This window comes from Novosphingobium aquimarinum, assembly GCF_009746585.1.
Taxonomy (GTDB): domain Bacteria; phylum Pseudomonadota; class Alphaproteobacteria; order Sphingomonadales; family Sphingomonadaceae; genus Novosphingobium; species Novosphingobium aquimarinum.
The window spans coordinates 14,177-36,323 of record NZ_WRPO01000031.1 but is presented as its reverse complement, the minus strand read 5'-3'; the positions used below and the strand labels follow the sequence as shown (position 1 = coordinate 36,323).

General features: G+C 61.6%; 20 protein-coding genes and 1 pseudogene. 14 read left to right on the top strand and 7 right to left on the bottom strand.

Annotated elements, in window-relative coordinates:
• The first annotated feature begins 145 nt into the window (after nt 1-145).
• Both GQO94_RS19455 and GQO94_RS19450 read left to right on the top strand, forming a co-directional pair.
• On the top strand, nt 146-1,816 hold the full coding sequence (locus GQO94_RS19455; protein ID WP_156843056.1) for an MFS transporter: 1,671 nt from the start codon (nt 146-148) through the stop codon (nt 1,814-1,816).
• 326 nt (nt 1,817-2,142) lie between these two features.
• Nucleotides 2,143-3,300, top strand: a complete 1,158-nt coding sequence (locus tag GQO94_RS19450) for a glycosyltransferase (RefSeq protein ID WP_198046063.1) — start codon at nt 2,143-2,145, stop codon at nt 3,298-3,300.
• A gap of 800 nt (nt 3,301-4,100) precedes the next feature.
• On the opposite strand, the gene GQO94_RS19445 is transcribed toward GQO94_RS19450, so the two are convergent.
• Nucleotides 4,101-5,051: a LysR family transcriptional regulator gene (locus GQO94_RS19445; protein WP_232333039.1), complete on the bottom strand. Its 951-nt coding sequence runs from the start codon at nt 5,049-5,051 to the stop codon at nt 4,101-4,103.
• 62 nt (nt 5,052-5,113) lie between these two features.
• Here GQO94_RS19445 and GQO94_RS19440 point away from each other — a divergent pair, with 62 nt between their 5' ends.
• The 6 genes and pseudogenes from GQO94_RS19440 to GQO94_RS21470 form a co-directional block, all read left to right on the top strand.
• Nucleotides 5,114-6,121 (top strand): zinc-dependent alcohol dehydrogenase family protein, encoded by a 1,008-nt coding sequence (locus tag GQO94_RS19440; RefSeq protein ID WP_156843054.1) that lies wholly within the window; start codon nt 5,114-5,116, stop codon nt 6,119-6,121.
• Nucleotides 6,122-6,150: 29 nt separating this feature from the next.
• Nucleotides 6,151-6,933, top strand: a complete 783-nt coding sequence (locus GQO94_RS19435) for an NAD(P)H-dependent oxidoreductase (protein ID WP_156843053.1) — start codon at nt 6,151-6,153, stop codon at nt 6,931-6,933.
• Nucleotides 6,934-7,071: 138 nt separating this feature from the next.
• Nucleotides 7,072-7,593: an SRPBCC family protein gene (locus GQO94_RS19430; RefSeq protein ID WP_198046061.1), complete on the top strand. Its 522-nt coding sequence runs from the start codon at nt 7,072-7,074 to the stop codon at nt 7,591-7,593.
• 113 nt (nt 7,594-7,706) lie between these two features.
• Nucleotides 7,707-8,126 (top strand): ester cyclase, encoded by a 420-nt coding sequence (locus tag GQO94_RS19425; protein ID WP_156843052.1) that lies wholly within the window; start codon nt 7,707-7,709, stop codon nt 8,124-8,126.
• Nucleotides 8,127-8,180: 54 nt separating this feature from the next.
• Complete coding sequence (locus GQO94_RS19420) at nt 8,181-9,173, top strand: NAD(P)H-dependent oxidoreductase (RefSeq protein WP_198046060.1); 993 nt, start codon at nt 8,181-8,183, stop codon at nt 9,171-9,173.
• Nucleotides 9,174-9,242: 69 nt separating this feature from the next.
• Nucleotides 9,243-9,506: pseudogene (locus tag GQO94_RS21470) on the top strand (NAD(P)-binding domain-containing protein); the annotation flags it as partial.
• 122 nt (nt 9,507-9,628) lie between these two features.
• On the opposite strand, the gene GQO94_RS19410 reads toward GQO94_RS21470, so the two are convergent.
• The 3 genes from GQO94_RS19410 to GQO94_RS19400 form a co-directional block, all read right to left on the bottom strand.
• A complete protein-coding gene (locus GQO94_RS19410; protein ID WP_156843050.1) occupies nt 9,629-10,267 on the bottom strand; it encodes an NrsF family protein in 639 nt (212 codons plus the stop codon).
• A 4-nt stretch (nt 10,268-10,271) separates the two neighbouring features.
• A complete protein-coding gene (locus GQO94_RS19405) occupies nt 10,272-10,769 on the bottom strand; it encodes a sigma-70 family RNA polymerase sigma factor (RefSeq protein WP_332310857.1) in 498 nt (165 codons plus the stop codon).
• A 564-nt stretch (nt 10,770-11,333) separates the two neighbouring features.
• Complete coding sequence (locus GQO94_RS19400) at nt 11,334-12,308, bottom strand: retropepsin-like aspartic protease (protein ID WP_198046059.1); 975 nt, start codon at nt 12,306-12,308, stop codon at nt 11,334-11,336.
• A 638-nt stretch (nt 12,309-12,946) separates the two neighbouring features.
• Here GQO94_RS19400 and GQO94_RS19395 point away from each other — a divergent pair.
• Genes GQO94_RS19395 through GQO94_RS19385 form a run of 3 tightly spaced genes read left to right on the top strand, consistent with a single transcriptional unit; the run spans nt 12,947 to nt 15,332 of the window.
• A complete protein-coding gene (locus tag GQO94_RS19395; RefSeq protein ID WP_156843047.1) occupies nt 12,947-13,834 on the top strand; it encodes a cytochrome b/b6 domain-containing protein in 888 nt (295 codons plus the stop codon).
• The gene (locus GQO94_RS19390; protein ID WP_156843046.1) at nt 13,831-14,598 is read left to right on the top strand and encodes a molybdopterin-binding protein; all 768 of its coding nucleotides are present in this window, start codon (nt 13,831-13,833) and stop codon (nt 14,596-14,598) included. The genes GQO94_RS19395 and GQO94_RS19390 overlap by 4 nt, the downstream gene beginning before the upstream one ends.
• Nucleotides 14,580-15,332 carry a DUF1223 domain-containing protein gene (locus GQO94_RS19385; RefSeq protein ID WP_332310856.1) on the top strand — a complete coding sequence of 251 codons (753 nt, stop codon included), beginning with the start codon at nt 14,580-14,582 and terminating at the stop codon, nt 15,330-15,332. The genes GQO94_RS19390 and GQO94_RS19385 overlap by 19 nt, the downstream gene beginning before the upstream one ends.
• Before the next feature lie 739 nt (nt 15,333-16,071).
• Here the strand turns inward: GQO94_RS19385 and GQO94_RS19375 are convergent.
• The 3 genes from GQO94_RS19375 to GQO94_RS19365 form a co-directional block, all read right to left on the bottom strand.
• A complete protein-coding gene (locus tag GQO94_RS19375) occupies nt 16,072-16,545 on the bottom strand; it encodes a YkgB family protein (protein ID WP_198046058.1) in 474 nt (157 codons plus the stop codon).
• A 515-nt stretch (nt 16,546-17,060) separates the two neighbouring features.
• Nucleotides 17,061-17,831, bottom strand: a complete 771-nt coding sequence (locus tag GQO94_RS19370) for a hypothetical protein (protein ID WP_156843043.1) — start codon at nt 17,829-17,831, stop codon at nt 17,061-17,063.
• A gap of 34 nt (nt 17,832-17,865) precedes the next feature.
• The gene (locus GQO94_RS19365) at nt 17,866-19,356 is read right to left on the bottom strand and encodes a serine hydrolase (RefSeq protein WP_156843042.1); all 1,491 of its coding nucleotides are present in this window, start codon (nt 19,354-19,356) and stop codon (nt 17,866-17,868) included.
• Nucleotides 19,357-19,552: 196 nt separating this feature from the next.
• Here GQO94_RS19365 and GQO94_RS19360 point away from each other — a divergent pair, with 196 nt between their 5' ends.
• The 3 genes from GQO94_RS19360 (at nt 19,553) to GQO94_RS19350 (ending at nt 21,946) form a co-directional block, all read left to right on the top strand.
• Nucleotides 19,553-20,338: a winged helix-turn-helix domain-containing protein gene (locus GQO94_RS19360; protein ID WP_156843041.1), complete on the top strand. Its 786-nt coding sequence runs from the start codon at nt 19,553-19,555 to the stop codon at nt 20,336-20,338.
• A 667-nt stretch (nt 20,339-21,005) separates the two neighbouring features.
• A complete protein-coding gene (locus GQO94_RS19355; RefSeq protein ID WP_156843040.1) occupies nt 21,006-21,362 on the top strand; it encodes a ParD-like family protein in 357 nt (118 codons plus the stop codon).
• Nucleotides 21,359-21,946 (top strand): zeta toxin family protein, encoded by a 588-nt coding sequence (locus GQO94_RS19350; protein WP_156843039.1) that lies wholly within the window; start codon nt 21,359-21,361, stop codon nt 21,944-21,946. The genes GQO94_RS19355 and GQO94_RS19350 overlap by 4 nt, the downstream gene beginning before the upstream one ends.
• The last annotated feature ends 201 nt before the right edge of the window (nt 21,947-22,147 follow it).

Below are 22,147 nucleotides of genomic sequence, written 5' to 3'. Positions count from 1 at the left end.
TGACAATCCGGGTGTTGGCGACCCCCGCTCGGGCTACGCCCTCACGGCGCTCGCCAACACCCGGATCAAGTGGCCTGGTTTTACTCCGCCTAATGGACGACTTTTACTCCGCCGTTGACAGGCGCCCCGGGAGCGGCATGAGCGCATGACTACGAATGTCGGCGAACAGAACACGGCAGCAGGCGGCGCCTTCGCTCCCCTTCGCGAACCTGTTTTCCGCCGGATCTGGTCGGCGAGCGTACTGTCGAATTTCAGCCAGCTGTTTCTCGGCATCGGCGCGCAGTGGGAAATGACCAAGCTGACTGATTCCACCACCATGGTGGCGCTGGTCCAGACGGCCATGATGCTGCCGCTGATGCTCGTGACTCTGCCCGCGGGAGCGGTGGCGGACATGTTCGACCGTCGCAAGATCGCGATGATGGGGCTGGCTTTTTCCGCCCTCAATGCCGCGATCCTGGCGACGCTTGCGTTCATGGGGCTGACGACCCCGTGGGTCTTGCTGGGGTTCTGCGTGCTTATCGGTGCCGGGGTCGCGCTCTATGCGCCTTCCTGGCAAGCCTCCATTCCCGAGCAGGTTTCGCGCCCGCATTTGCCCGCGGCGGTCGCGTTGGGCACGATCAGCTACAATGTCGCGCGCAGCTTCGGCCCGGCGCTGGGCGGGTTGATCGTACTGGCCGCGGGCGCAAAGGCGGTCTTCGCCTTGACTTCGGTGCTTTACTCGCCGCTGTTCCTCGCGTTTCTGACATGGCGCCGCAAGCATGTGCCCTCGCGATTGCCGCCTGAGCGAGTGGATCGCGCGATCGTGGGCGGGCTGCGCTTCGCTGTGCATTCGCCGCCGATTCGCACCGCGTTGCTTCGCGTCCTCGGCTTCGGCCTGTCGACGGCAACGGCAAGCGCGCTCGCGCCGCTGGTCGCGAAGGATCTTCTGGACGGCAATGCGGCCACGTTCGGCATCCTGCTGGGCGCGCAAGGCGTGGGTGCCGTGATCGGAGCGCTGTTCGTGAGCAGGATCCGCGAGAAGATCGGGGTGGAGCGCGCCATCAAATTGTGCGCGATCGGCACGGGGCTGTCGCTGGTGGGCATCGGGTTCAGCGGCTCGCTGGGGGCCGCGTGTGCTGGCTTCTTCGTCGTCGGCGCGTGCAACATTCTGACCATCGCATTGCTCAACGTCAGCGTTCAGATGTCCGCGCCGCGCTGGGTGACGGCGCGCGCGCTTTCGCTGTTCTCCTCCGCGATCACGGCGGGCGTCGGGATCGGCGCGTGGCTGTGGGGTGAGTTTGCCGACGCCAACGGCGTTTCGGTCGCCTTCATCGCCTCGGGCTGCGCCGTAGGTGCGACCGCACTGCTGGGCTACCTGCTTCCGGTCGCGCAGGACAGGGAAGGCGAGAACGGCATGGTCCCGATCGGTAACGAGCCGGAAGTGGGATTGGAACTGACCCCGCGATCGGGTCCGATCGTCGTCGAAGTCGAATATGACGTCGATCCCCGGCAGGCCCGCGAATTTTACACGGTGATGATGGAAATGCAGCGCGTGCGCAAACGTATCGGCGGATTCGAATGGTCGCTCGCGCGCGACATCGCCGACCCCTCGCTCTGGACGGAGCGCTATCACTGCGCGACATGGGGCGATTATCTCCGAATGCGCGACCGCTACAGCCAGGAGGATTTTGCGGTCCAATCGGCTGCCGACGGCTTCAACCGGAGCGATGAGGGCCGCCGCGTTCGCCGACGGTTGGAGCGACCGTTCGGCTCGGTCCGTTGGAAGGCGGACACTCCGGACCCGCTGCAGGAAACGGTCAACTACATGGCGCCGTGACGCCGCCCATCAGGGGGCGACGACGCCCATGGGGCTCCCCCCTTGACCAATGTCATGCAACCTACGGAGGCGATCGCGCCATCCGGTGATGCGAAGATCGGCTCAAGAATTTGTCCAAATCTCCCGCAGGAGACCGAGTTCTTGCTCGCCGAATAGGGGAAAGTAGCCAGGCCAGCACGCGGATGCCATCGATCGACGCCAGGCCGGCCTGACTCTTTATAATTTTTCAGAGCGCGAAGTGTGGTTCCGCGAGCGTCGCGGCGTCCATGCTTCATGCTCGTCGACCTTCAAACCCTAACGACCCTACTCTGTTCGGCGCTGCTCGCATGACAGCGGCGAAAAGCGTGGCGATCCTGCTGGACCATTTCGGTCCGGGGGGCGTGGAGCGCGTGGCGTGCCACGTCGCCAACGGACTGGCTGCCAGCGGTTTCGCTGTCGAGATGGTAGTCCTGTGCGACGCGGGGCCGGTCCGGTCCTTGCTGGACCAAGCCGTTTCCGTCCATCAACTGGGCACCGCACGCGGCCTGGGGAGAGGGAGCCGGTTGCTCGCTGCCGTTCCGAGGCTGGCGCGTTACCTCAGGACCCGAAGACCGACGATCTTCCACTCGCCCGGCAACCACTGCCATCTGGCCGCCGCGGCGGCTGTCACCTTGGCTCGTTACGAAGGCGTCTTCCTGCCCAAGATCACCAATCCGATCCTGAAGGCGGGCATGGCGCCCTTGAAGAGGATGCTTCGGATCCAGGCCTATCACTTCATCTTTCGGCGCGCCGATCGCATCATCGTCCTGTCGAGATCCGGCATCGGCAAGATCGGCGAAATCCATCCGGCATTCGCCAGGAAGGCGCTATTTCTCAACAATCCCTACGTCAGTGACGAGATGATGGAGAACTTCGTCAGCCGCAAAGACTGTGGCGTGCCGCTTATCCTTTCCGTCGGGCGCTTGTCTTCGCAAAAGGATTACCCGACCTTGCTCGGGGCACTTGCGCTCCTGAGTTCGAGGCCTTGGCGATTGCGGATCTGCGGAGTGGGGCCGGATGAACACGCGCTTCGCGACCTTTGCGCTGAACTCGGGATCTCGGAAAGAGTAGAGTTCGCCGGCTTCGTGGAAGATGTCGTTCCGCACTATGCGGAAGCGACCGCGATGGTCCTTTCATCCCGCTGGGAAGATCTGCCAGCGACCTTGATCGAAGCCATGGCTTGCGGCTGCCCGGTGATCGCCACCGCGAGTTCGGATGCGGTGTGCGAACTGCTGGAAGAGGTCGGAGCACACCACCCCATTCCCGTCGGCAATGTCGCGAGCCTCAGTGCAGCGATCGAAAAGGCGCTTAACGCGCAGATTCTGCCCGTGGCCCGGTCGGCGGTCCACGCGTTCAGCGTCAGGCGTGCGGTCGCGGCCCATGCATCGCTTTGCGAAGGGACGACAAGACATCAGCTGCCCAATTCCCAAGGGGGCCTTCCGGATTTGCGCATCGCGAATTCCTAGCGCGGCAAGACGCACGGATGGCGGCGGCATCCGTCGGAAGGCGCATCAAGGCGAGCGATAGGGCTTCGCTCTCAACAGATTTTAAGTGGGGTATCTCGCTTGCCGGAAAGCGGCGCCTCTTCTCCAGAAGGGCGGCGCGCATTTGCCGGCGGAGGTTATGCGCTTCAAAACCCGTCTTTTGCTCACGCCTACGCGAGTTTGGATCTGAGTTGTCGGAAGAAAAATGGTGGACGCACTAGGGCTCGAACCTAGGACCCGCTGATTAAGAGTCCAGGGAAAACACTATAAATCAAGTACTTGACTGCATTCGTTCACATGGTTTCTCAACAATAATTCCCAGCAAATCCTTTGTTTGCTCAATGGGCCACAACACAAAAGTGGTCACATGTTTTTGACAAAATTCGACGGAGCGTGCCGCTGTTCAATGTCCGGAATGTCGGACTGACCGGAACGGCGGCTTATAAAGGGCGGCCCGCGGATAGCTGCCATTGAGGACTAGTCTCTCCGATGACCGCTTCGCGCCCTAATTTCGGCCCTTCGAGATGCGTCTGGCGCTTCCTTAAACCTGCCGTTCGCTATCCCCGACCTTACGTCGGAAAAGCGCATCAATGCCAATCGTAGCCAATTGCCTCAAGGCGGACATACTTGCCGAAGACCTTATAGGCCGAGTCTGAGACGAACTCGCGTTGACAAAGGTTTTCGTCGAACGACGGATTCGGTCGACAACTGCTATCTGCGCGTCCTGAAGCTCTATCCGGGTTTGGAAAATAGACCTAATTTGCTGTTAGTTCGGCGGAACGTCATACGAGTGCCGCGAGCCGTTCACGCAGCCAGCTTTGCGCGGGATGGTTGGTCGTGCGTTCGTGCCAGATACTGGCAATGGCAAATCCGGGTATGGGCAGCGGTGGTTCCAGCACTTGCACCCGGTCTGACCACCCGTCTGCGATCCGACGCGGAATTACCGCAATCATATCGGAACGTGAGACAATCTCCGGCACGATCAGGAAGCCCGACGTAGACAAAGCGACCGTGCGACGACGGCCGATCGCCTCAAGAGCCGAATCGGTCGGTCCGGCAAAGCCGCCGCCCTGAGGCGAAACGACGACGTGGTCCAGCGCGCAGAACAAGTCCAGATCAAGGGCATCGCGAACGTTTGGATGCCCCTGTCGCGCGATGACCACATACTCCTCCGTGCATAGTCGGCGCTGGCGCATAGCCGCCGGCGCGCTTTCAGGCATTGCCAGGGCTATATCCACCTCGCCACGCTCCAGCTGTGTCGTGAGCGCCGCCAAGTCGAGCGCCCGCCAGGCGATGCGGATCATCGGAGCCTCGGCCCGCAACGCGACCGAATAGCGTGCCAGCAGCACGTACTGGACGTAATCGCTCGCCGCGATCACCACGGTGGCACGCAAGGTCTGCGGATCGATCGGCGCCCCTTGCTCGATGACACGGCGGACACCCTCAAGCGCCTCATGCAATGGTTGCTGGAGCTCGACTGCGCGCTGGGTGAGGACCATCCCGCGCCGGCCCGGGATTAGGAGCGGATCGCCCAGCGCCTCACGGAGCCGCGCCAGCCGGGCCGACAAAGCGGGCTGGCTGAGGTTTAGCCGGCGCGCGGCGCGTGTGACATTGCGCTCCGCAAGCAGGGTCTCAAGCGTCACGAGGAGTCCGAGATCGAGGTTCCTGGTATCCATCGTTTTGATAGCAACACGTAAAACGTTCGATTTCAAGACGCGAAACGACCGCGTCATATTGGCCACGAGCGGTCTCACCCCGCAGCGCTTTAATCGAAGACACGGATACCAGTTCACCCATGAAAGCTATCCAGGCTCATCCGCACCAGGGGCTCAACGGTCTGACTCTGGTCGATCTCCCCGACCCCGGCGAACCCGGACCCGTCGCCATTCGCGTACGTGTGCATGCCACCTCTCTGAACTTCCACGATCTGGGTGTGGTGACCGGACGGATGCCGTGCGCCGATGGCCGCATCCCCATGGCCGATGGCGCCGGGGTGGTGGAGGCCGTGGGTTCAGAGGTCACGGAGTTCAAACCCGGTGACCATGTCGTATCTACCTTCTTTCCCACCTGGCTGGACGGTGAGGCCACCCTCTCGGACTTCGCCACCACACCTGGTGACGGAATCGACGGCTACGCCCGGGAGGTCGTGGTGGCCCCCGCCACGTCCTTCACACACGCGCCGGTCGGCTGGAGCCACGCTGCTTCCGCGACCCTGACCACGGCTGGCGTGACTGCCTGGCGGGCCTTGGTGGTCAACGGCGGCCTTGAGGCCGGTGACAGCGTGCTTGTGCTCGGCACAGGCGGCGTGTCGATCTTCGCGCTGCAGATCGCGCAGGCCATGGGAGCCACCGTGATCGCGACCTCCTCCTCCAACGAGAAGCTGGAGCGGCTTAGCACGATGGGCGCTGCGCACGTTATCAACTATCGCCAGGACGAGAACTGGGGCGACCGGGTGCTAGACCTGACGGGCGGTACGGGCGTGCACCATGTCGTGGAGGTAGGCGGCCCAGGCACGCTAGCGCAGTCGATCAGGGCCGCGCGCGTCGGCGGCCACATCGCGTTGATCGGCGTGTTGACCGGGAGGGCAGGCGACGTGCCGACCGCCATGCTCATGGCGCGGCAGCAGCGCCTCCAGGGCCTGATCGTCGGCAGCCGGCGGCATCAGATGGACCTGATCCGCAGCATCGACGCCATTCACGTTCACCCGTTGATCGACCGCTCCTTTCCGCTCGCCGAACTCGCGAACGCTTTTCGGTTCCAGGAATCCGGCGGCCATTTCGGCAAGATCGTCGTCGAATTCTAGCAGTCCCCAATCATCAGGAAGAGATCAACATGAAGGTTCTCATCGTTTACGCGCACCCCGAGCCCACTTCGCTGACAAAGCAATTGGTCGATGCGACCGCTGAGACGCTGTCCACAGCGGGACATACCGTGATGCATTCTGACCTCTACGGCATGAAGTGGAAGGCGGTGTACGACGCCGATGACTTTCCGAAGCGTGTGAACCCCGAACGATTGTCACTCATCGAGGAGGGGGGGCACGCTTACGCAAGCGGGAATCAATTGGCCGACGTGGCAGTCGAGCAGCAGAAGCTGCTCGCGGCAGATGCCGTGATCCTGCAGTTCCCGATGTGGTGGTACTCACCGCCCGCGATTGTGAAGAGCTGGATAGAGCGGGTCTTCGTCTGGGGTTTTGGCTTCGGCTATAAGGATGGCACCAACAATTACCGGTTTGGCGACGGCATCCTCAAGGGCAAGCGAGCGCTGATCAACGTGCAGACAGGCGGCGGGGCAGCCGACTATGGCCCGCGCGGTATCAACGGCCCGATCGAGCAACTGCTATTTCCGTTGACTCACGGCGCGCTGTTCTACGCCGGCATGGACGTGCTCCCGACGCACGCGGTCCATAGCACGATGCGCGTTTCTACGCAGGAGGAAGTGGAAGCGATCAAGGCAGCATGGCGCGAACGTCTCGCCGCGCTGTTCACCGACACGCCGATCCCTTTCCGGTCGCAGAACGGCGGCGATTTCCCCGATCGCCACACCATGGCCGATCACGTTGCGCCGGGTCAAACCGGCCTCGCCGCGCACTTTGCCGATCCGGGCGACGCATAACATAAAGAGCAACATCGATGCCGATCGGTCAGGGCTTCCCACGGCGGCGATCCCATCTCTTTCATCCACGCCCGTGCCCCACGCGCCCCGGCAAGGACCGTCGGGGGCGAGACGAGGAACAGCAAGGAACTAAGTACCATGATGAATGCCATAGATTGGCCGCAAGGTTATCTTCCCGGCGCCACTGATAATTTTGTCTCGAACGAAGTGATCCTCGCCGGGCTGACCGCCGCCGAAATTTGGACGTTCCTCACCGAACCTGCGCGCTGGCCAAGCTATTATGCCAACAGCGCTAATGTGCGCTTCCATAGCGGCGATGGCCCGGCGCTCGCGCTCGGCCGCCGCTTCTCTTTCGATACGTTCGGCTTCACGATCAACGCCGAGGTGGTGGAGTATGTCGCCCCGGCCCGCGACGTGCCCGGTCGGGTCGGCTGGCACGGTTGGGGCGGTGAGGGCGATGGCCGCCTGGACGTTCACCACGCCTGGTTGGTCGAGGACCTGGAGGGGAACCGTGTTCGCATCCTGACGCAGGAGACGCAGAACGGCGCGCCGGCCAAGGAGCTGGCGACGACCTGGCCGAACCCCATGCTTAACGGCCACCAGGAATGGCTTGACGGGCTGACAGCCGCCGCTCGCGGCGCAAGCGGCGACGGCAGCTAGAGGTCGAAGGGCAACGACGGCATCTATTCGAAAATCCCCAGTGCAAGCTCGGGCAGCCCGCGGCTCATAACCGCGCTGGATAGGCATCACCCACTACCATTCAGGAGAACATAATGTCTGACCTAGGCAACACTTTCATGCGTCGATTCGTGCAGTTCATCAACACTGCCGATGAAAAGCTTGGCGAGGAACTCATCGCGCCGAATGCGGAGTTTTACGTTCCTTATCAAAGCGAACCGCTCGTAGGGCCATCGGGATGGCTCGCAGCCGTCGAGGTGATGCGCGGAGGCTTCCCGGACGTCCAGTGGACGCTCGAGGAGTTGGTCGTCGAGGGTGAGAAGATCGCCGCGCGATACACGATGCGTGGCACACACGAAGGCACCTTCTTCGGAGTACCGGCGACCGGAAGGCAGATCGCGGTCCAAACCATGAACTTCTATGACATGGCCAACGGGAAGATCGTCGGCGAGCGCGGTCAGCCCGATCTGCTCGGGTTGATGCAGCAGATCGGTGCCGTGCCAGAGCCTAGCTAATCGCAATGGCAGACTCGCCAGATTGGCGGCTCGCATTCCAACAAAGCGAGTATAATGGTCACCCACAAGACCCCGTCTTCGTTCTACGACGGATCGAGGCGGGGCGCACCTCTGATCCCAGTTTCGTGCCCGGGACGGTTTATCGATCACTCCATTCCGCTGGCCGAAGTCGCAGGTGCCTTCCGAGGCCAGGCGTGTGGCGGCCATTTCGGCAAGATTGTCGGCGAACACCAACAACCTACTTACTCTCGAGAAGAGAACATCATGAAAATTCTCGTTGTTTACGCGCACCCCGAGCCTACCTCGCTGACACGGCAGTTGGTCGATGTGACTGACGAAACGTTATCGGCAGTGGGACACACCGTCATCCATTCGGACCTCTACGGCATGAAGTGGAAGGCGGTATATGACTGCGATGACTTTCCGGTGCGTGATAACCCCGAACGACTTTCTTTCATCATGGAATCGGGCCATGCTTATGCAAGCGGGCATCAAACGCCCGACGTGATCGCCGAACAGAACAAGCTGCTCGAAGCCGATGCTGTGATCTTGCAATTCCCGCTGTGGTGGTACGGCTTGCCCGCGATCCTGAAAGGCTGGATAGACCGGGTCTATGCCTTCGGTTTTGCCTACGGCTATCAGAATGGCTCGAACCAGTTCCGCTTTGGCGATGGCATCCTCAAGGGCAAGCGAGCGCTGGTCAACGTACAGGCGGGCGGCCCTGCGGCCGACTATGGTCCGCGGGGTATCAACGGGCCGATCGAGCAACTGCTGTTCCCGCTGACCCATGGAGCGCTTTTTTACCCCGGAATGGACGTGCTCCCTACGCACGCGGTCTATGGCGCGGGTCACGTTTCCACGGCAGAGGAAGTAGAGGCGATCAAGGCGGCATGGCGTGAGCGTCTCGACGCACTGTTTACCGATACGCCCATACCCTTCCGGCCGCAAAATGGCGGCGACTTTCCCGATCGCCACACCATGGCCGACCACGTCGCGCCGGGCCAGACAGGCTTGGTTGCGCACATTGCCGATCCGGCCGCCACATAGAGAGTAACGCTGGTATCGGCCGGGTGGTCAATCCAGATCGCCGGACTTTCAGAGCTTGAGGAGACGAAAATGGATGTATCATTTACCCGGCTCGGGCAGATAGGCTCGGGCATGACCGACAATCTCGTTGCGGCCGGTCATCAGGTCACCGTCTGGAACCGGGACCGGGCCAAGGCTGAGCCGTTCGCCACGCGGGGTGCGAAGGTCGCCACCGACCTCGCTTCGGCCGAACGGGCTGGCACCGTCGTTACGATGCTGGCCGACGACGCGGCGGTCGAGACGGTCGTGTTCGGGGACGGCGGACTGCTCGCGGCAGGCCCCGAACTGCCCCACATCTCGTGCAGCACGGTCAGCGTGGACCTTGCCGCCAGACTGGCGACGGAGCACGCCGCAGTCGAGGGGATCCCCGAGGGACCGGGCAATTCCCTTGGTGCTGTCAGCGCGACAACATCTCGTTACCAAACCAGCAAACGTGGGATAACGATCCGCCCGATCACCCCTGCCAGCAAAACCGGCAAGACGTGCCAGATGGCAAGATGGCCGAGCGTGTCGATGGGACAGGACAGGCCATATGCGGCGCTGCCCAGCGCGCCGGCAGCGAGGCCAGCGAACAAACCGGCTCTGGCGGGATTGGCCGGGGCGCCGCGCCGCAGCCAGAAGACGAGGCCGCTTGCAGTGATGGAGGCGAAAGCGGTGGCGCTCAAGGTGCATTCCAATCCGTGAGAATCGTTCATCGCCTGGACGCCGAGGCCGCGGGCGAAAAGCGTTCCAACTGCTACTACGGGGAAGATCGCGAGCATGGCCAGCGACCAGTACGCCCCGTCGTACCGGTTCCCGACGCCGGGGTTCGCCATGCGCACAACATCGGTCGCGCAGGCGAAACCGGACATCGCCAGCAAGCCGTTGGCCAGATAGTAAAAGATGGTGGCTGTACCTGCTGCGGGGCCGTCCCAGACGCCCGCTATTCCCGCTACCGCTGCAATGCTGAGGCCCGCCGCGGCGATAACCACCGCCAGACCCCGTGACATGGTCATCGGCGCAACGGGGCGCAATTCGCCCGCCAGTTCGCTGATGAGGTGTTCGTTCGAACGCATTTTTCTAATCTGCCTTTTCGACAAGCGTTGAAAGCTTCTTCAGGCCGCGGTGAATATGGACTTTGACGGCGCTCTCGCTCTGACCCGTCGCCGAGGCGACATCGCGGATGGATTGCCCCTCGATCTTGACCCGCTCGATGGCGACGACCTGGGCCGGGCTCAGGCTGCCGAATAACCGCTCGAGACTTATCCGGGCCATGACGGCTTCATCGCCGGACTTCTCGATGGCGCTGTCGTCGAACAGCTCCTCGGTATGGTCACGGTAATGGCTGCGCAGATAGTCGATCCAGCGATAGCGTGCGATAGCCGCCAGCCAGGGGAGGAAGGGGCGCGCGGGGTCATAACTCGCGCGCTTGCGATGAACAGCCATCAGAACTTCCTGGACAAGATCATCGACGAGGCCGGGCGCGATCCTTCCGGAAAAATACCGGGTGAGCCATTTGTTGCATTCGGAAAGGAGTACGGCATAGGATTTACGGTCTCCTGCCTGCGCCTTGATCATCAGGCGCGAAAGTGTCGCTTCGTCGGCTTTCATGCGCCCCCCTCCCTCTGATCGATCCACCGCGGTATGCGATCAGCACGGCCGCTTACGATAGCAGGGTCCCTCCCGAACCGAAGCAAAGAAGAACCTTGCGCGAATTCGAGTGGATCGTGGCGAAAACCCCGATCCATTCCCAGGGCGTGATGGCGGTTCAATCCCCTCTGCATGATGCACTTTGCCCCATTGCGCCTCCCGCTTCTCAGCGCTTGACCGGTACGACTGAACCCGTGCCCTTGGGCGTTTCGATCTTTTCGCACGAACCCCTGGCAACACCGTAGCATTTTTCCCGGGATGCCTTCTGCGCAGGCCAGCGGCGCGCCTGCCGTGCGCCCACAAGCCCCTGCCCGGCAAGCGATCCTGATTGAAGCGATCGAGCCTGTCGCCCGCCATCCGGAGATCGGTGCCCAGGCAGTGCTCAGCGCGAGTTGCAGCGTTGGCACCAGCATGAACCCGCCGACCAGCACAAGCGACGTCCCGCCAGCATCCGGGCGATATGCTCGTCGATCCCCAATGCGAAGCCAAAGCTCAGGAGGGATTTGCAGTGCCCGGTTCGATGCAAATCTGGCGGGCCGGATAATCAAACGAAATCGTCCCTGCGCTCCAGAGAGGAACGCCGAGCGTACCGTCGAACAGACCGGCTTCGAAAGCAGGAATCTGGGAGGTGAGCTGGGTGCGCAAATCGTCGAAGACGAGCCCGCCGATGCGCAGCTCGGGAGCTTGCGCAACCGTACCCTGGACGGCCCCGCCTACGCCATGTCCGACTTTCTCCGATTTTCCTGCGGCAAGGAATGCTTGCCCCGCGCTCGTACGAAGGAAAGGCCCGCCGAGATTCAAGGCTCCGCCGCGACTTCCGAGATCGACCATAACCTTCAGATCGACGGGTGCGGTTTCCTGCGTTGTCATGAGCTTGATCTTCACCACGGGAACATTGTGAACGAGTTCGAACGGGATGGGGTGCGCGCAACCAGACAAACTGCCACTGGCAGCAAAAGTGATTTCGCGTGCTCGATAGTCGACGCGGACAGCGCCTTGTTCCAGAACCGGTGCGCCTACAACCAGATCGATAGGGAAGCCGGCCGACGAAGTCAGGTGACCCAGATCGATTGCGTATGCCGGGACATCCTCAAGACGGATTGGCCCGAAACGGAAATCTCCGATGGTGATGTTTGAAAGCGCCTTGGCTTCGGTGCCGCCGCCCAGGGCCTCGCCTGCTTCCCCCTGTTCGACGAGAGCGATCTTTCGGCTTACGCTCCGATCGACGAGGATCGCTCCGCTTCCACTATCCAGCACGCCCGTAATCGTTTTCCCGTTCACAACGACTGGCATGGTCACGAGATTATCCCGCAGTTCGAACGGGAACGATACGGGCGCATTCTCATCGCCAGAGAGCTTTGCCACGCTCCCATCGGTCGGCGTTGCGGCGGCGCGGATCCTATCGGAGGCTTGCGCCTCAGCCCTGTCCGTCGCCTCGATTGTCGCACATCCCGGAATGGACGCCATCAGGCCAAGCGCAGCGAAGTAGGGCGAGGATCGGCGAACGATGGCCCCTGATCGAGCGGGGGGTAGGCAAGTTACAGAAATCACATATACTTCCTTGATAGTTCTATAGATCGCGCCAGTCCAAGCGGGGCGGACCGGGTCAACGGGCGAATGGCGCCTCGGCCGACCAAAACTCCTGCTGAAGACTGGGGCCCGCGCCGGCAAATTCTCACCGGGCTCGATCGCAGCTTTTGGCTCGGCTTTACGACGCGATCCCTCACATAACGGCATCACCGACCGCGCGCGCGGTCAGTGATGCCGAAGATTGTTTTCGAACCTTGTTCGTCTCAACAAGCCATTCGGTTACAGGACCTATCCGATTTATTTCGGTATTCAGATATCGACGGCATCGGATTCGTCTCGTGGGCCGACCGAAAGAAACCCGGCAGCCAAGCAGGTAGAGGGTTATCTGGGTTAGCGCGATTACGACTACAGTTGGGCTGAAGAAGGCTCCCGGAAATTACACGCATCACCCAAACACAGAAATTTTCCGGCGCAGTGTAACCGCAAGAGCCCCACCACCGAAAAGTATCTGTGATGAGATACTTTTCCTCTGGCTCGCTAAACATCCATCTGGCACTCGCATCCGCGAGGCAGTCATGACCGGTTCTGTCCGATGGGAGGACGATGTACGGTCGCCTAAAGGCGGGGACCTTGTCCGCAGACACCGGCTGTCGACGCGGATCTGGCACTGGACCAATGCTGTCGCGCTGCTGGTCCTGCTGATGAGCGGCTTGATGATCTTCAATGCGCATCCACGCCTCTATTGGGGCGAGTACGGTGCAAATCCCGATCCGGCGTGGCTTGAAATCGGATCGCGTGGCGACCAGGGCTTTCTGCGCGTCGGCAAGGTGGAAGTCCCAACGACAGGCGTGCTGGGGCGCTGGCGAGATGCAAATGGCGTAACAAGGTCGCGTGCCTTTGGCGTAACAAGGTCGCGTGCCTTTCCGCACTGGGCGACCATCCCGTCGCACTACAGCCTCGCCGACGGACGTCTATGGCATCTCGCTTTCGCCTGGATACTGGCGCTTTCACTGGCGCTCTACATGCTCTGGTCGCTGGTCAACGGACATGTTGGGCGCGACCTGCACGTGCGCCGCGAGCAATGGTCACCGCGCCATATCTGGCACGACCTGAAGGACCACGCGCGCCTGCGTTTCCCGACAGGGGCGGCGGCACTGGACTACAACGTTCTTCAGAAACTCAGCTACGTCACGGTGATTTTCGTGCTGCTGCCGCTGATGATCGCCACCGGCCTCACCATGTCGCCCAATCTCAACGCCGGGTTGCGATGGCTGCTCGATCTGTTCGGGGGGCGCCAGTCGGCGCGTTCGATACATTTCATCTGTGCCGGCGGTTTGGTGGCATTTTTCATCGTGCATATCGCAATGGTATTCGCCGCTGGACCGATCCGGGAAATCCGCTCGATCGTGACAGGCTGGTACCGCCTGCCGGAAGATCGCGCGCAGGAGAGCGACGCACCATGACCGATCTTGTCATTCCGCGGCGCAGGTTCATCGGCGGGTTTGCCACCGCCGTTGGCGGGGCGGCCCTGTCGGGCTGCGATGTGTTAAACGACAACGAGACCTTTCGCGAGACGCTCAGACTCGGTGAAACGTTGCATCACACGGCCCAGCGCCTGGTAACCGACAGGAACGCACTCGCCGCCGAATACGCGCCGAGCCAGATGTCGCCTGTCTTTCGCAGCAACGGCAACGTGATGCCGGAATCGGCGTCCTATCAGGCGCATCTGGCCGATGGTTTTGCAAACTGGGCGCTCCAGGTCGACGGGCTGGTCGGCAACCCTCTGCGTATCACGTTGGCCCAATTGCAGGCTCTGCCCGCGCGGTCGCAGATCACCCGGCACGACTGTGTCGAGGGCTGGAGCGCAATCGGCAAATGGTCAGGTCCGCAGCTGTCGACCATCCTGCGGCAGGCCGGACTGTCCAGCCGGGCGCGGTATATCGTGTTCCACTGTGCCGACAGTTTCGCCTCCAGACCCTATTACGAATCCATCGACCTGATCGAAGCCTTTCACCCGCAGACCATCCTCGCTCTGCGCATGAACGACCAGCCCCTGCCCACCGCACACGGTGCCCCGGCCCGGCTGCGCGTGGAACGGCAACTCGGATACAAGCAGGCCAAGTTCGTAATGCGGCTCGAAGCACGCGACCGGATCGACAATCTGCACGGCGGCCGAGGCGGCTACTGGGAAGATAGCGCCGGATACGAATGGTACGCGGGGATTTGAAAATGCGAAATGCGATTGTGGCTCTACTTGCGACGCTGGGTATGATGTCCTGCGGGTCCTCCGTCGAGACGGCGGACAATGCGGCGTCGAAGACGCGCGCGGCCAAGCCGAGGGGCGGCCTGGCGGTGGTTGAACTTTTCCAGAGCCAGGGGTGTTCCTCATGCCCGCCAGCGAACAGAAATGTGAACGCGATTGCCGGGCGCTCCGATATCCTCGCGCTGAGTTTCGCCGTGACCTACTGGGACCAGCTCGGCTGGAAGGACACTTTCGCCAAAGCGGAATTCACCCGGCGGCAGCGCAATTATGCGCGTCGGGTCAACGGTTTCGACGTCGCTACGCCGCAGGTGATGGTAAACGGGCGATACGGGCTCGTGGGAAGCCGGGAAAGCCAGCTCGCTGCCGTAATTGCCAAGGCAGGGACGCTGCCCCCGGGACCGCAAATCAGCCGAAACGGAAACATCCTCGTTGTCGGTGCAGGCCGGGCGACCCAACCGGCCAGCATCCTCTATGTGGTCTATGATCCACGCTCGATCGAGGTGCCGATTTCGGCAGGCGAAAACACCGGCCGCACGCTGCCGCATCGCAACATCGTGCGCGGACTCTACGATCTCGGCGAATGGAACGGCGCGCGCCGACAGGTCGAGCTGCCCGCCATCAAAGATGCCAGCTATCGTTCGGCGGTACTTCTGCAGAAAGGCGACGGCGGCCCGCTGATCGCCGCGCGCAAGCTTTGACGCACCCACGTTCGGGCTCTTCCGGTACTTTAGCAACGCGCGCCTGCAACGATCCGGTTTTCTGCGACGAATGAATTCGCCACGCAATGGCGGCGCAACGAAGAGAGGTCATTATGACATTCGCAGATCCGCCCACAACACGCACCGCACAGGTGGCCGTCCCTTCCGGCGCGGAGGCAGTGAAACCATGCGGCGGATAGTTCCGGTTTACGAAAACACCGTGGCGATCCTTTCCGGGCGTGTCGCGGAAAGGATCGCCCTGCTGGCCACGCGAACGGCTCTGGCCCGTATCTTCTGACGCTTTGGAAGATCCAAGGTCGCCGACGGATCGTTTGTCGGGATCAGCGATGCGAACCGGTACCTGTTCGAATACGAATATGGGCGTCCCTCTGCCGCCCGAGATCGCGGCCGTGCTCTCGACTTAAGCCGACACTTCCTGCCGATCCTGCTAATCGTAGGGCTCAGTACGCGGTTCGCAACGCTGGGCCTGCTGGGCAGACCATGCTCATTCAGATATTCGTGTTTTCCGACGCCTGGTGGAGCGTACACCTGCTGTGGACTGCGCTGGCGGCGATCCTCATTTCGCGTGGTGGCGGACTGTTCGCGCTCGACGCGGCCATCGCAAGGGGTTCTTCGGCACTTCGCGCAGCCCGCAGCCGGTGGTGCAACCGAGTTAGAAAAGCCGGTCCGCCGCCATCTCACGAGCCAGGAGATGGCGGCGGCTCGGTGGAAGCGAGATCTACCGTGCCCGCGGCCTGCGCGCGATGGAGCGGTCATGGCCATCGACCGCAATGGCTAGGCAGGCGGCCAGCAGTCCCGCATCCTTGAGCAGGAACTGCCCCGTCGATCCCAGGAACGGGATGCCATACCCTTCCTGCCAAAACGCGGGCGCGCCCGGCGCGAAGCTCAGCGTCACGCAAAAGGTGAAGACCCCCATCGCGCCGCCGACCAGCCCTGCCCGGGAATGGAAGGCGCCGGCTGCGATCAGTGCCCCCGTCAGCAGTTCGATGCAGCCGATGATGGCGCTGGCACCTGCGTCGCCCCAGATCGGATACATCCATGCGAATAGCGGGTGCTTGCCCGCGATCCCTGCAACGCCCTGCGCCTCGTAAGCCGCGAATTTCGCAGTGCCGAAAAAGGCAAAAATGATCACCATAGACCAGCGCAAGGCGCCTATCACGACCGGGTGGGTGAGGGTGTTTCGTTCTGTCATCAACATTCTCCTGATTGGCATAGTTCGCCGTCAGGCCGCCGAAGGTTACGCGCTAAAAATCCCTTTGGTGTCGCCCACCGATCCGAAGACGAAGCTCAAACGGCAACTTTTCGCTTATTCTCACCCGAAAGCGGACAGTCAGCAAACGGCCAGTTGCTGTTGTCGGCAAACTGCTGAACGAATGGCTGCTATCGATGAAAGAGTTCGAGACCAGGAATGGCGGCTGTTTCGGCGGGTCCGGCCACGGCGCCCGCCTTCCGCGTTGTGACTGCTCGCGACCAAAAGGCGCCTTTAGCCGATTAGGTTTTGAACGGCAGGTTCCGCCAAAACCAGCCGTTCGAGCAGCCCCAAGCCATCTGGCAGCAATACGCCAAAGTCGGTTATTCCGAAGCTGATTGCGTAATCCCGAAAGCGGTCGTTCGTTTGGAGGGACCACACTGGCTGCTTCGTGCCCAAGCCAACGCCGTTTTTCTTTCGCATGCGCATTTGCAGAGGCGATAGTCATTACGCCGCTCTCAATGGACAAAATAGGAGACATGCGACACGCCAGCGTTGTTGTTCGGTGCCATCCAGGCCCTGAGTTCGACTTCATATAGCCCTGGCTTAGCTGCCTTGATTGCGGTCCCGAACGTCGCCGACTTTGGATCGAATGTCAGCTTGCGACGCTCGACGGGACCACCGTTCACGGACACGTACGCCTCGACGTCGGTATCGCTCACGCGCCAGGGCCCGGTCTCCGATATACCGCACCCGCACATCATCGTGACGCCAGCACGGAGCGGGACGATGTCGCCGACCTTGAACGCGTGATAGGCGAGCGGGCTCGCGACATCGACGATCAGTCCGGGCATTTCGAGCAGCCACCCGTCACCCGCTGTCAGATCGTGGCCGGGCAGGATCCACTGCGTACTGGTTACAGTCGTTTCGGCCTGCGGCTGGCTGAGCGGACCGGTGGCGGTCACCGTGACACGCCGCGCGCGATCCAAGTCGAGTGTCGTGCGGAATACGGCAGAATCGGGCGTCGACATCACGCCGCCATTGTCCTTGCCCTTGCTGAGGATCCGCTGCGTGTCCCCGGTCGTGCCCGAGGTGAAGCTCCGTGCGAGGACGTTTCCGGTGTCGGCATCGGTCATCGTCACGCGGACCGGCGTCCGATATCCACCCAGGAACTTTGCCCCGCGCGCGACGACGCGCACCTCGATCGTCGTCGGCTCCGCCTGAGCGGCAGAGGCAAGTCCGAGCAGCGTCAACAGAACGCCTGTGCGGAAACACGATCGAATATTCATCGAAACCATCCTCTTTCCGGGATTGAGGGGATAATCAGTTTGCGGAAGTGGAGGCGACGAGTTCGTCGAGCTTGGCTCTCGTGCCCGCGATGTTCGGGTCAAGCGAGAGAGCCTGCCCATAGCTTTTACGGGCTGCAGTCGTCAGGCCCGCCGCGCGGTAGGCATCGCCGAGACTGTCGTGCGCGTTGGCGGAATGGGGAAACTCGGTCACGTTCCATGCAAAAGGCGTTAGCGCCGCCTGGGCGTCGAGAATGTTCAATGCGTCGTAGCCGACACGGTTGACGATTGCCTGCATGGCTTGGAGCGGCACCGCCGCTCGAACCTCGCGCACGGCCTCGACCCAATGATCCGACGCCAGCCCGCGGAACAGCGTCTCCTCCTGCGCCTCAGAGGGTCGCGCCGCCCCCGGCATGACATGATCTGCAAGCAGCGTTACGAGCCGGTGCCGGTCGAACGTGGTGCGTCCGCCATTGTCGAGATACATGACCGTGGCGCAGTCGGTCGGATTATGGGTTCGGAAGAAGTGCCGCCAGACCAGGCGGACGTCGCCGCCGTGGCCAACGATCGTGACACCGTCATGCTCGAAATATTCCCATCCGTGGGTGTGCCATGCGGACGTGCCGTTATTGGTCTCGAACGGTGCCCATGAAGCCCGCAGCCGATCGAGGGGTACGAGGTCGCCCCGGTGCAGCGCCTGGCTCCAACGGATCATGTCGCTGAGAGTCGTGAAAACCCCTGTGGAACCGTATGTATATTCGGGCCAGGAGGGGATCGTGTAACGGGGCGGCGGACCATCCCGCTTTGGCAGCGGGCGGTAGCTCGTCACCAGATTGGGAAGCGTCACCGTACCCCCCGGATAGCCGGTATGGTAACCCGATTGTGCCATGCCTGCAGCTCGAAACTGGCTCGAAGCGAGGACTTGAACTTTGCGACCGGTCGCCCGCTCCACCGCCTCGCGTGCGAGTAGCATGTTGGTCTGGACATAGTCGTTTCGTGTGCCTGCGGCGAAGCGCAGCGGCAGATTGGCGATTTCGGCAAATGCCAGATCTTCGGTGGGGGCGACAAAATCGGGTATGTAGTCGGGTAAGCCCGACACATGCGCGAGTGCTTGCTCGAACGTGATCCGAGCCCATGCGTCCGGGAGATCGGGACGAATTTCCCCAATCGTCATCGTGAAGTCAAGCTGGCCGTGTTCCGCCGCCTTTAGAAGCTCCACGATCAGGAACAGTTTGGAAATGGAGAACAAGGGGTAGATCGAGGCCTCGCTGATCGGCGTTCGCGCCTCGCGATCGGCCAGTCCAGCATGACGTGAATAGACAAGCGCGCCGCGCCGCAGCACCGCGACCGAATAACCGACCGTTCCATAGGCCGAGGCCGTGGCGTCGAGTAGCGCATCCATCTTGCTCCCAGGCGTCGCAGCGTCACTCGCCGTCGGAAGCGTAAAGGCCGAGGTAGCGATACCCGCCAGAGCGAGGCGAAGAATCCCTCGGCGATCGGTCGTGCAGGCGATATGCTGGTCGGTCACGGGGCAATTCCTATCAAGCGATGCGAGGCGTCATCGACCTAAGCAAAGCGATCGGCAGCGACCAAATGACAACTTGTGACTGGCCCTGACATTTGTCGACAGGGATGGGTTGAGCGGTCTAAACTCCCTCCGGCGAGTATGAGACCCTACGGGTTCGTTCGATGACGATCAGCTCGAACGAATTGAGGGAAGAGAAATGATTGCTTTCGACGATTTTCGGCTGAACTTGGTTTCATTCCAGATTTTTCGCGGGGACGAGAAGCTCGAGGCGCCCCCGCAGATCATCGAGGTTCTGGCCTATCTGATCGAGAATCACGACAGGACAGTGAGCCGACAGGAGTTGCTCGATCGGTTTTGGGCGCGCGCTGGCACGGGCGGCGACGCCGCGCTCAACACATGCATCAGACGCATCCGGGCTCTGCTGGACGATGATGTGACGACCCCGCGTTACGTCCAGACGCGGCCGCGCGCCGGCTACCGGTTCATTGGTACCATAGCGGAGGCGGAAATGGAGGCAGCTGCGCCGAAGCGAGGCCGACGTCTCTCACGGCAAGTCCTCGGTTTTGGCGCTCTGGCCGCTCTTGCCATAGGAGGAGCAACATGGGCGCACGTCAGCGCGTCCGATTCACATCATCGCATTGCTATAGAGCCGGTCAAAGGCATGTGCGAATATGTACTATATCCGCACTTCAATGTGGGTTTGCGCGAGAGCTTCGTCGCGCAGGCAACACAGATTCTGCCGGCCGACTACCAGATAGTGACTTCCGGTGAGAAGGCGGACCTGCACGCCCGGGTCAGCGTTCGCCAGACGACGCAGCGCACGGTCGTCACGGTGACGCTGCGCCAGGCCAGTGATGGTCGCATACTTTGGTCGAGAGAGTTCGCCGCGCCCACCGACAACAACGACTATGTTCCGCTGCAGCAGAAGCTCGCCAGGGAAATGGCGGTCTCGCTGGAACGCGCACTTCATCAACGAAGCTGATATCTGGCTTGGGGCTTCGCTTATCTCATTTGGCAGGAGACGACTTTAAGTATGTCGGCGAGTGCGCCAATACTATCGAAATACGGGACTGCTTCCCTCGCCTATTCCGTAGAAAGCGGACAGTCGCCTTGCTGCCAGGTGCGGGCACTTCGGGCGGCGCCCGGGATCGGATCAGGCAACCTGAACAAAGGGCAGCTCACTGAGGCTGCCTCCCCGAAACCTGCCCGACCGAAAGCGGCCCTTTCTTTGAAACTTGGCTACCCCGGTCAGTCAAATGCGGGATGTCGGCTTCCGACGAGAGTTGCCGTTTAACCTACCGCTCTGGAACGTCAGAAAAGTCCCACTTCTCGCCATCACAAGCAGGATGAACGAGCGGCCGCTTTTAGAACGTTCATTCGGCGGGCTGAACGGCCGGAATGTCGGTGGCTCCAGTCCCGCGAGTCGATCGGCGAAATTCTCCGAGATACCCGCAAAGCATATCAGTCACAGCTTCGGCATAGGGCTTCGATTTCAGTGGGCGCCGGTGGTGTTTCCGAAGGGTCGCGCCGACTTCTGCGCCGTTGCCCGGCGTCATCTCGAAGTAGCAATGCCGCGCTTAGGTTCAACTTCGCACGACCTGCTTGAAAATGAGGTGGCAAAATGCTACCTCATAGGCTGGAGGTGACCTATGGCCCAGTCCATCAAACTTGCTGACGACATCATGAAGATCGTCCGCCGCGAGTCCGAGTTGCAGAGCCGCTCGATTGCTGGCCAGATCGCGCATTGGTTGCGCATCGGCCGCGCCATCGAGAAATCGGGCAATTTCGATCATGCCCGTATCACTGCTGCGCTCGCTGGCGACATCGAGACAACCGACCTCACTGATGAGGAAAAGGATGTCTGGCTCGACAGCTTTGTCGAGAAGATGGGGCAGCCTAGGGCCGATGAAGACGCTTTCTTTGCCCGGCGGCGGCAGCTTGGACAAGGTGTTGGCCTTGATGCAGCCGGCAATCTCGTGCGTGAGAAGGCCGCGCATAAGGCATGACGCCGACGATGATCGTGCTTGCCGGGCCGAACGGAGCCGGCAAGTCGACCCTCTACCAGACCCGTGTAGCACCAAGCTTCGCAGGATCATTCATCAACGCCGACATCATCCAGCGCGACGAACTGCGCGATCCCTCTCCAGCCGCGTCTTACGAAGCAGCCAGGATCGCGTCTTCGCGCCGGGATGAGTATCTTTCTCGAGGTCGCGATTTCGTGACCGAAACGGTCTTCTCGCATCCCTCCAAGCTTGAACTGATCGACGAAGCACGAACCAAAGGCTTTACCGTCATCGTGATGCATGTCGGCGTCGATACGCCCGACCTTTCTGTCGCGCGTGTCGGTACGCGCGTTGAGGAAGGCGGACATATTGTCCCCGAGGACAAGATCCGTGCCCGTTATGCGCGTGGCGCACCATTCATCCGCGCCGCAGTCCTTAAAGCAGATCGCGGCATGGTCTTCGACAATTCGCGTCTCAACGAACCGCCGAGCCATTGCCTGACATTCGCGAACGGGCGGCTGGCCTTTGCGTTGCCGCGCCTGCCCAACTGGATCAGAACGGTTTATGAAACCGACCTAGAGAGATAAGGCGACGTGAAATGGCCGGCAGGCTGCCCGGCGCGCGCCGCAGCGTGTCGGTCTGTTGCGAACCGGACAGCCGAAATCCACGGCAAGTAAATGGCTGACATGCACATGGGGCACGGCTCGGAGCTTGCGTGTAGAATACAGCAATCGAGGAACGGCGCTTCGAGTGTTTGCTGGCGCTTCGAAATGCAACGATTTCGGCGT

What these genes read in the sequence shown, in the direction of transcription:
- GQO94_RS19400 (WP_198046059.1), bottom strand. Translation starts at nt 12,308, where the DNA reads ATGGCGTCCATTCCGGGATGTGCGACAATCGAGGCGACGGACAGGGCT.
- GQO94_RS19445 (WP_232333039.1), bottom strand. Translation starts at nt 5,051, where the DNA reads ATGACGCGGTCGTTTCGCGTCTTGAAATCGAACGTTTTACGTGTTGCT.
- GQO94_RS19375 (WP_198046058.1), bottom strand. Translation starts at nt 16,545, where the DNA reads ATGACAGAACGAAACACCCTCACCCACCCGGTCGTGATAGGCGCCTTG.
- GQO94_RS19455 (WP_156843056.1), top strand. Translation starts at nt 146, where the DNA reads ATGACTACGAATGTCGGCGAACAGAACACGGCAGCAGGCGGCGCCTTC.
- GQO94_RS19360 (WP_156843041.1), top strand. Translation starts at nt 19,553, where the DNA reads ATGATTGCTTTCGACGATTTTCGGCTGAACTTGGTTTCATTCCAGATT.
- GQO94_RS19420 (WP_198046060.1), top strand. Translation starts at nt 8,181, where the DNA reads ATGGTCACCCACAAGACCCCGTCTTCGTTCTACGACGGATCGAGGCGG.
- GQO94_RS19370 (WP_156843043.1), bottom strand. Translation starts at nt 17,831, where the DNA reads ATGAATATTCGATCGTGTTTCCGCACAGGCGTTCTGTTGACGCTGCTC.
- GQO94_RS19440 (WP_156843054.1), top strand. Translation starts at nt 5,114, where the DNA reads ATGAAAGCTATCCAGGCTCATCCGCACCAGGGGCTCAACGGTCTGACT.
- GQO94_RS19435 (WP_156843053.1), top strand. Translation starts at nt 6,151, where the DNA reads ATGAAGGTTCTCATCGTTTACGCGCACCCCGAGCCCACTTCGCTGACA.
- GQO94_RS19405 (WP_332310857.1), bottom strand. Translation starts at nt 10,769, where the DNA reads ATGATCAAGGCGCAGGCAGGAGACCGTAAATCCTATGCCGTACTCCTT.
- GQO94_RS19355 (WP_156843040.1), top strand. Translation starts at nt 21,006, where the DNA reads ATGGCCCAGTCCATCAAACTTGCTGACGACATCATGAAGATCGTCCGC.
- GQO94_RS19390 (WP_156843046.1), top strand. Translation starts at nt 13,831, where the DNA reads ATGACCGATCTTGTCATTCCGCGGCGCAGGTTCATCGGCGGGTTTGCC.
- GQO94_RS19385 (WP_332310856.1), top strand. Translation starts at nt 14,580, where the DNA reads ATGGTACGCGGGGATTTGAAAATGCGAAATGCGATTGTGGCTCTACTT.
- GQO94_RS19395 (WP_156843047.1), top strand. Translation starts at nt 12,947, where the DNA reads ATGACCGGTTCTGTCCGATGGGAGGACGATGTACGGTCGCCTAAAGGC.
- GQO94_RS19425 (WP_156843052.1), top strand. Translation starts at nt 7,707, where the DNA reads ATGTCTGACCTAGGCAACACTTTCATGCGTCGATTCGTGCAGTTCATC.
- GQO94_RS19430 (WP_198046061.1), top strand. Translation starts at nt 7,072, where the DNA reads ATGATGAATGCCATAGATTGGCCGCAAGGTTATCTTCCCGGCGCCACT.
- GQO94_RS19450 (WP_198046063.1), top strand. Translation starts at nt 2,143, where the DNA reads ATGACAGCGGCGAAAAGCGTGGCGATCCTGCTGGACCATTTCGGTCCG.
- GQO94_RS19350 (WP_156843039.1), top strand. Translation starts at nt 21,359, where the DNA reads ATGACGCCGACGATGATCGTGCTTGCCGGGCCGAACGGAGCCGGCAAG.
- GQO94_RS19410 (WP_156843050.1), bottom strand. Translation starts at nt 10,267, where the DNA reads ATGCGTTCGAACGAACACCTCATCAGCGAACTGGCGGGCGAATTGCGC.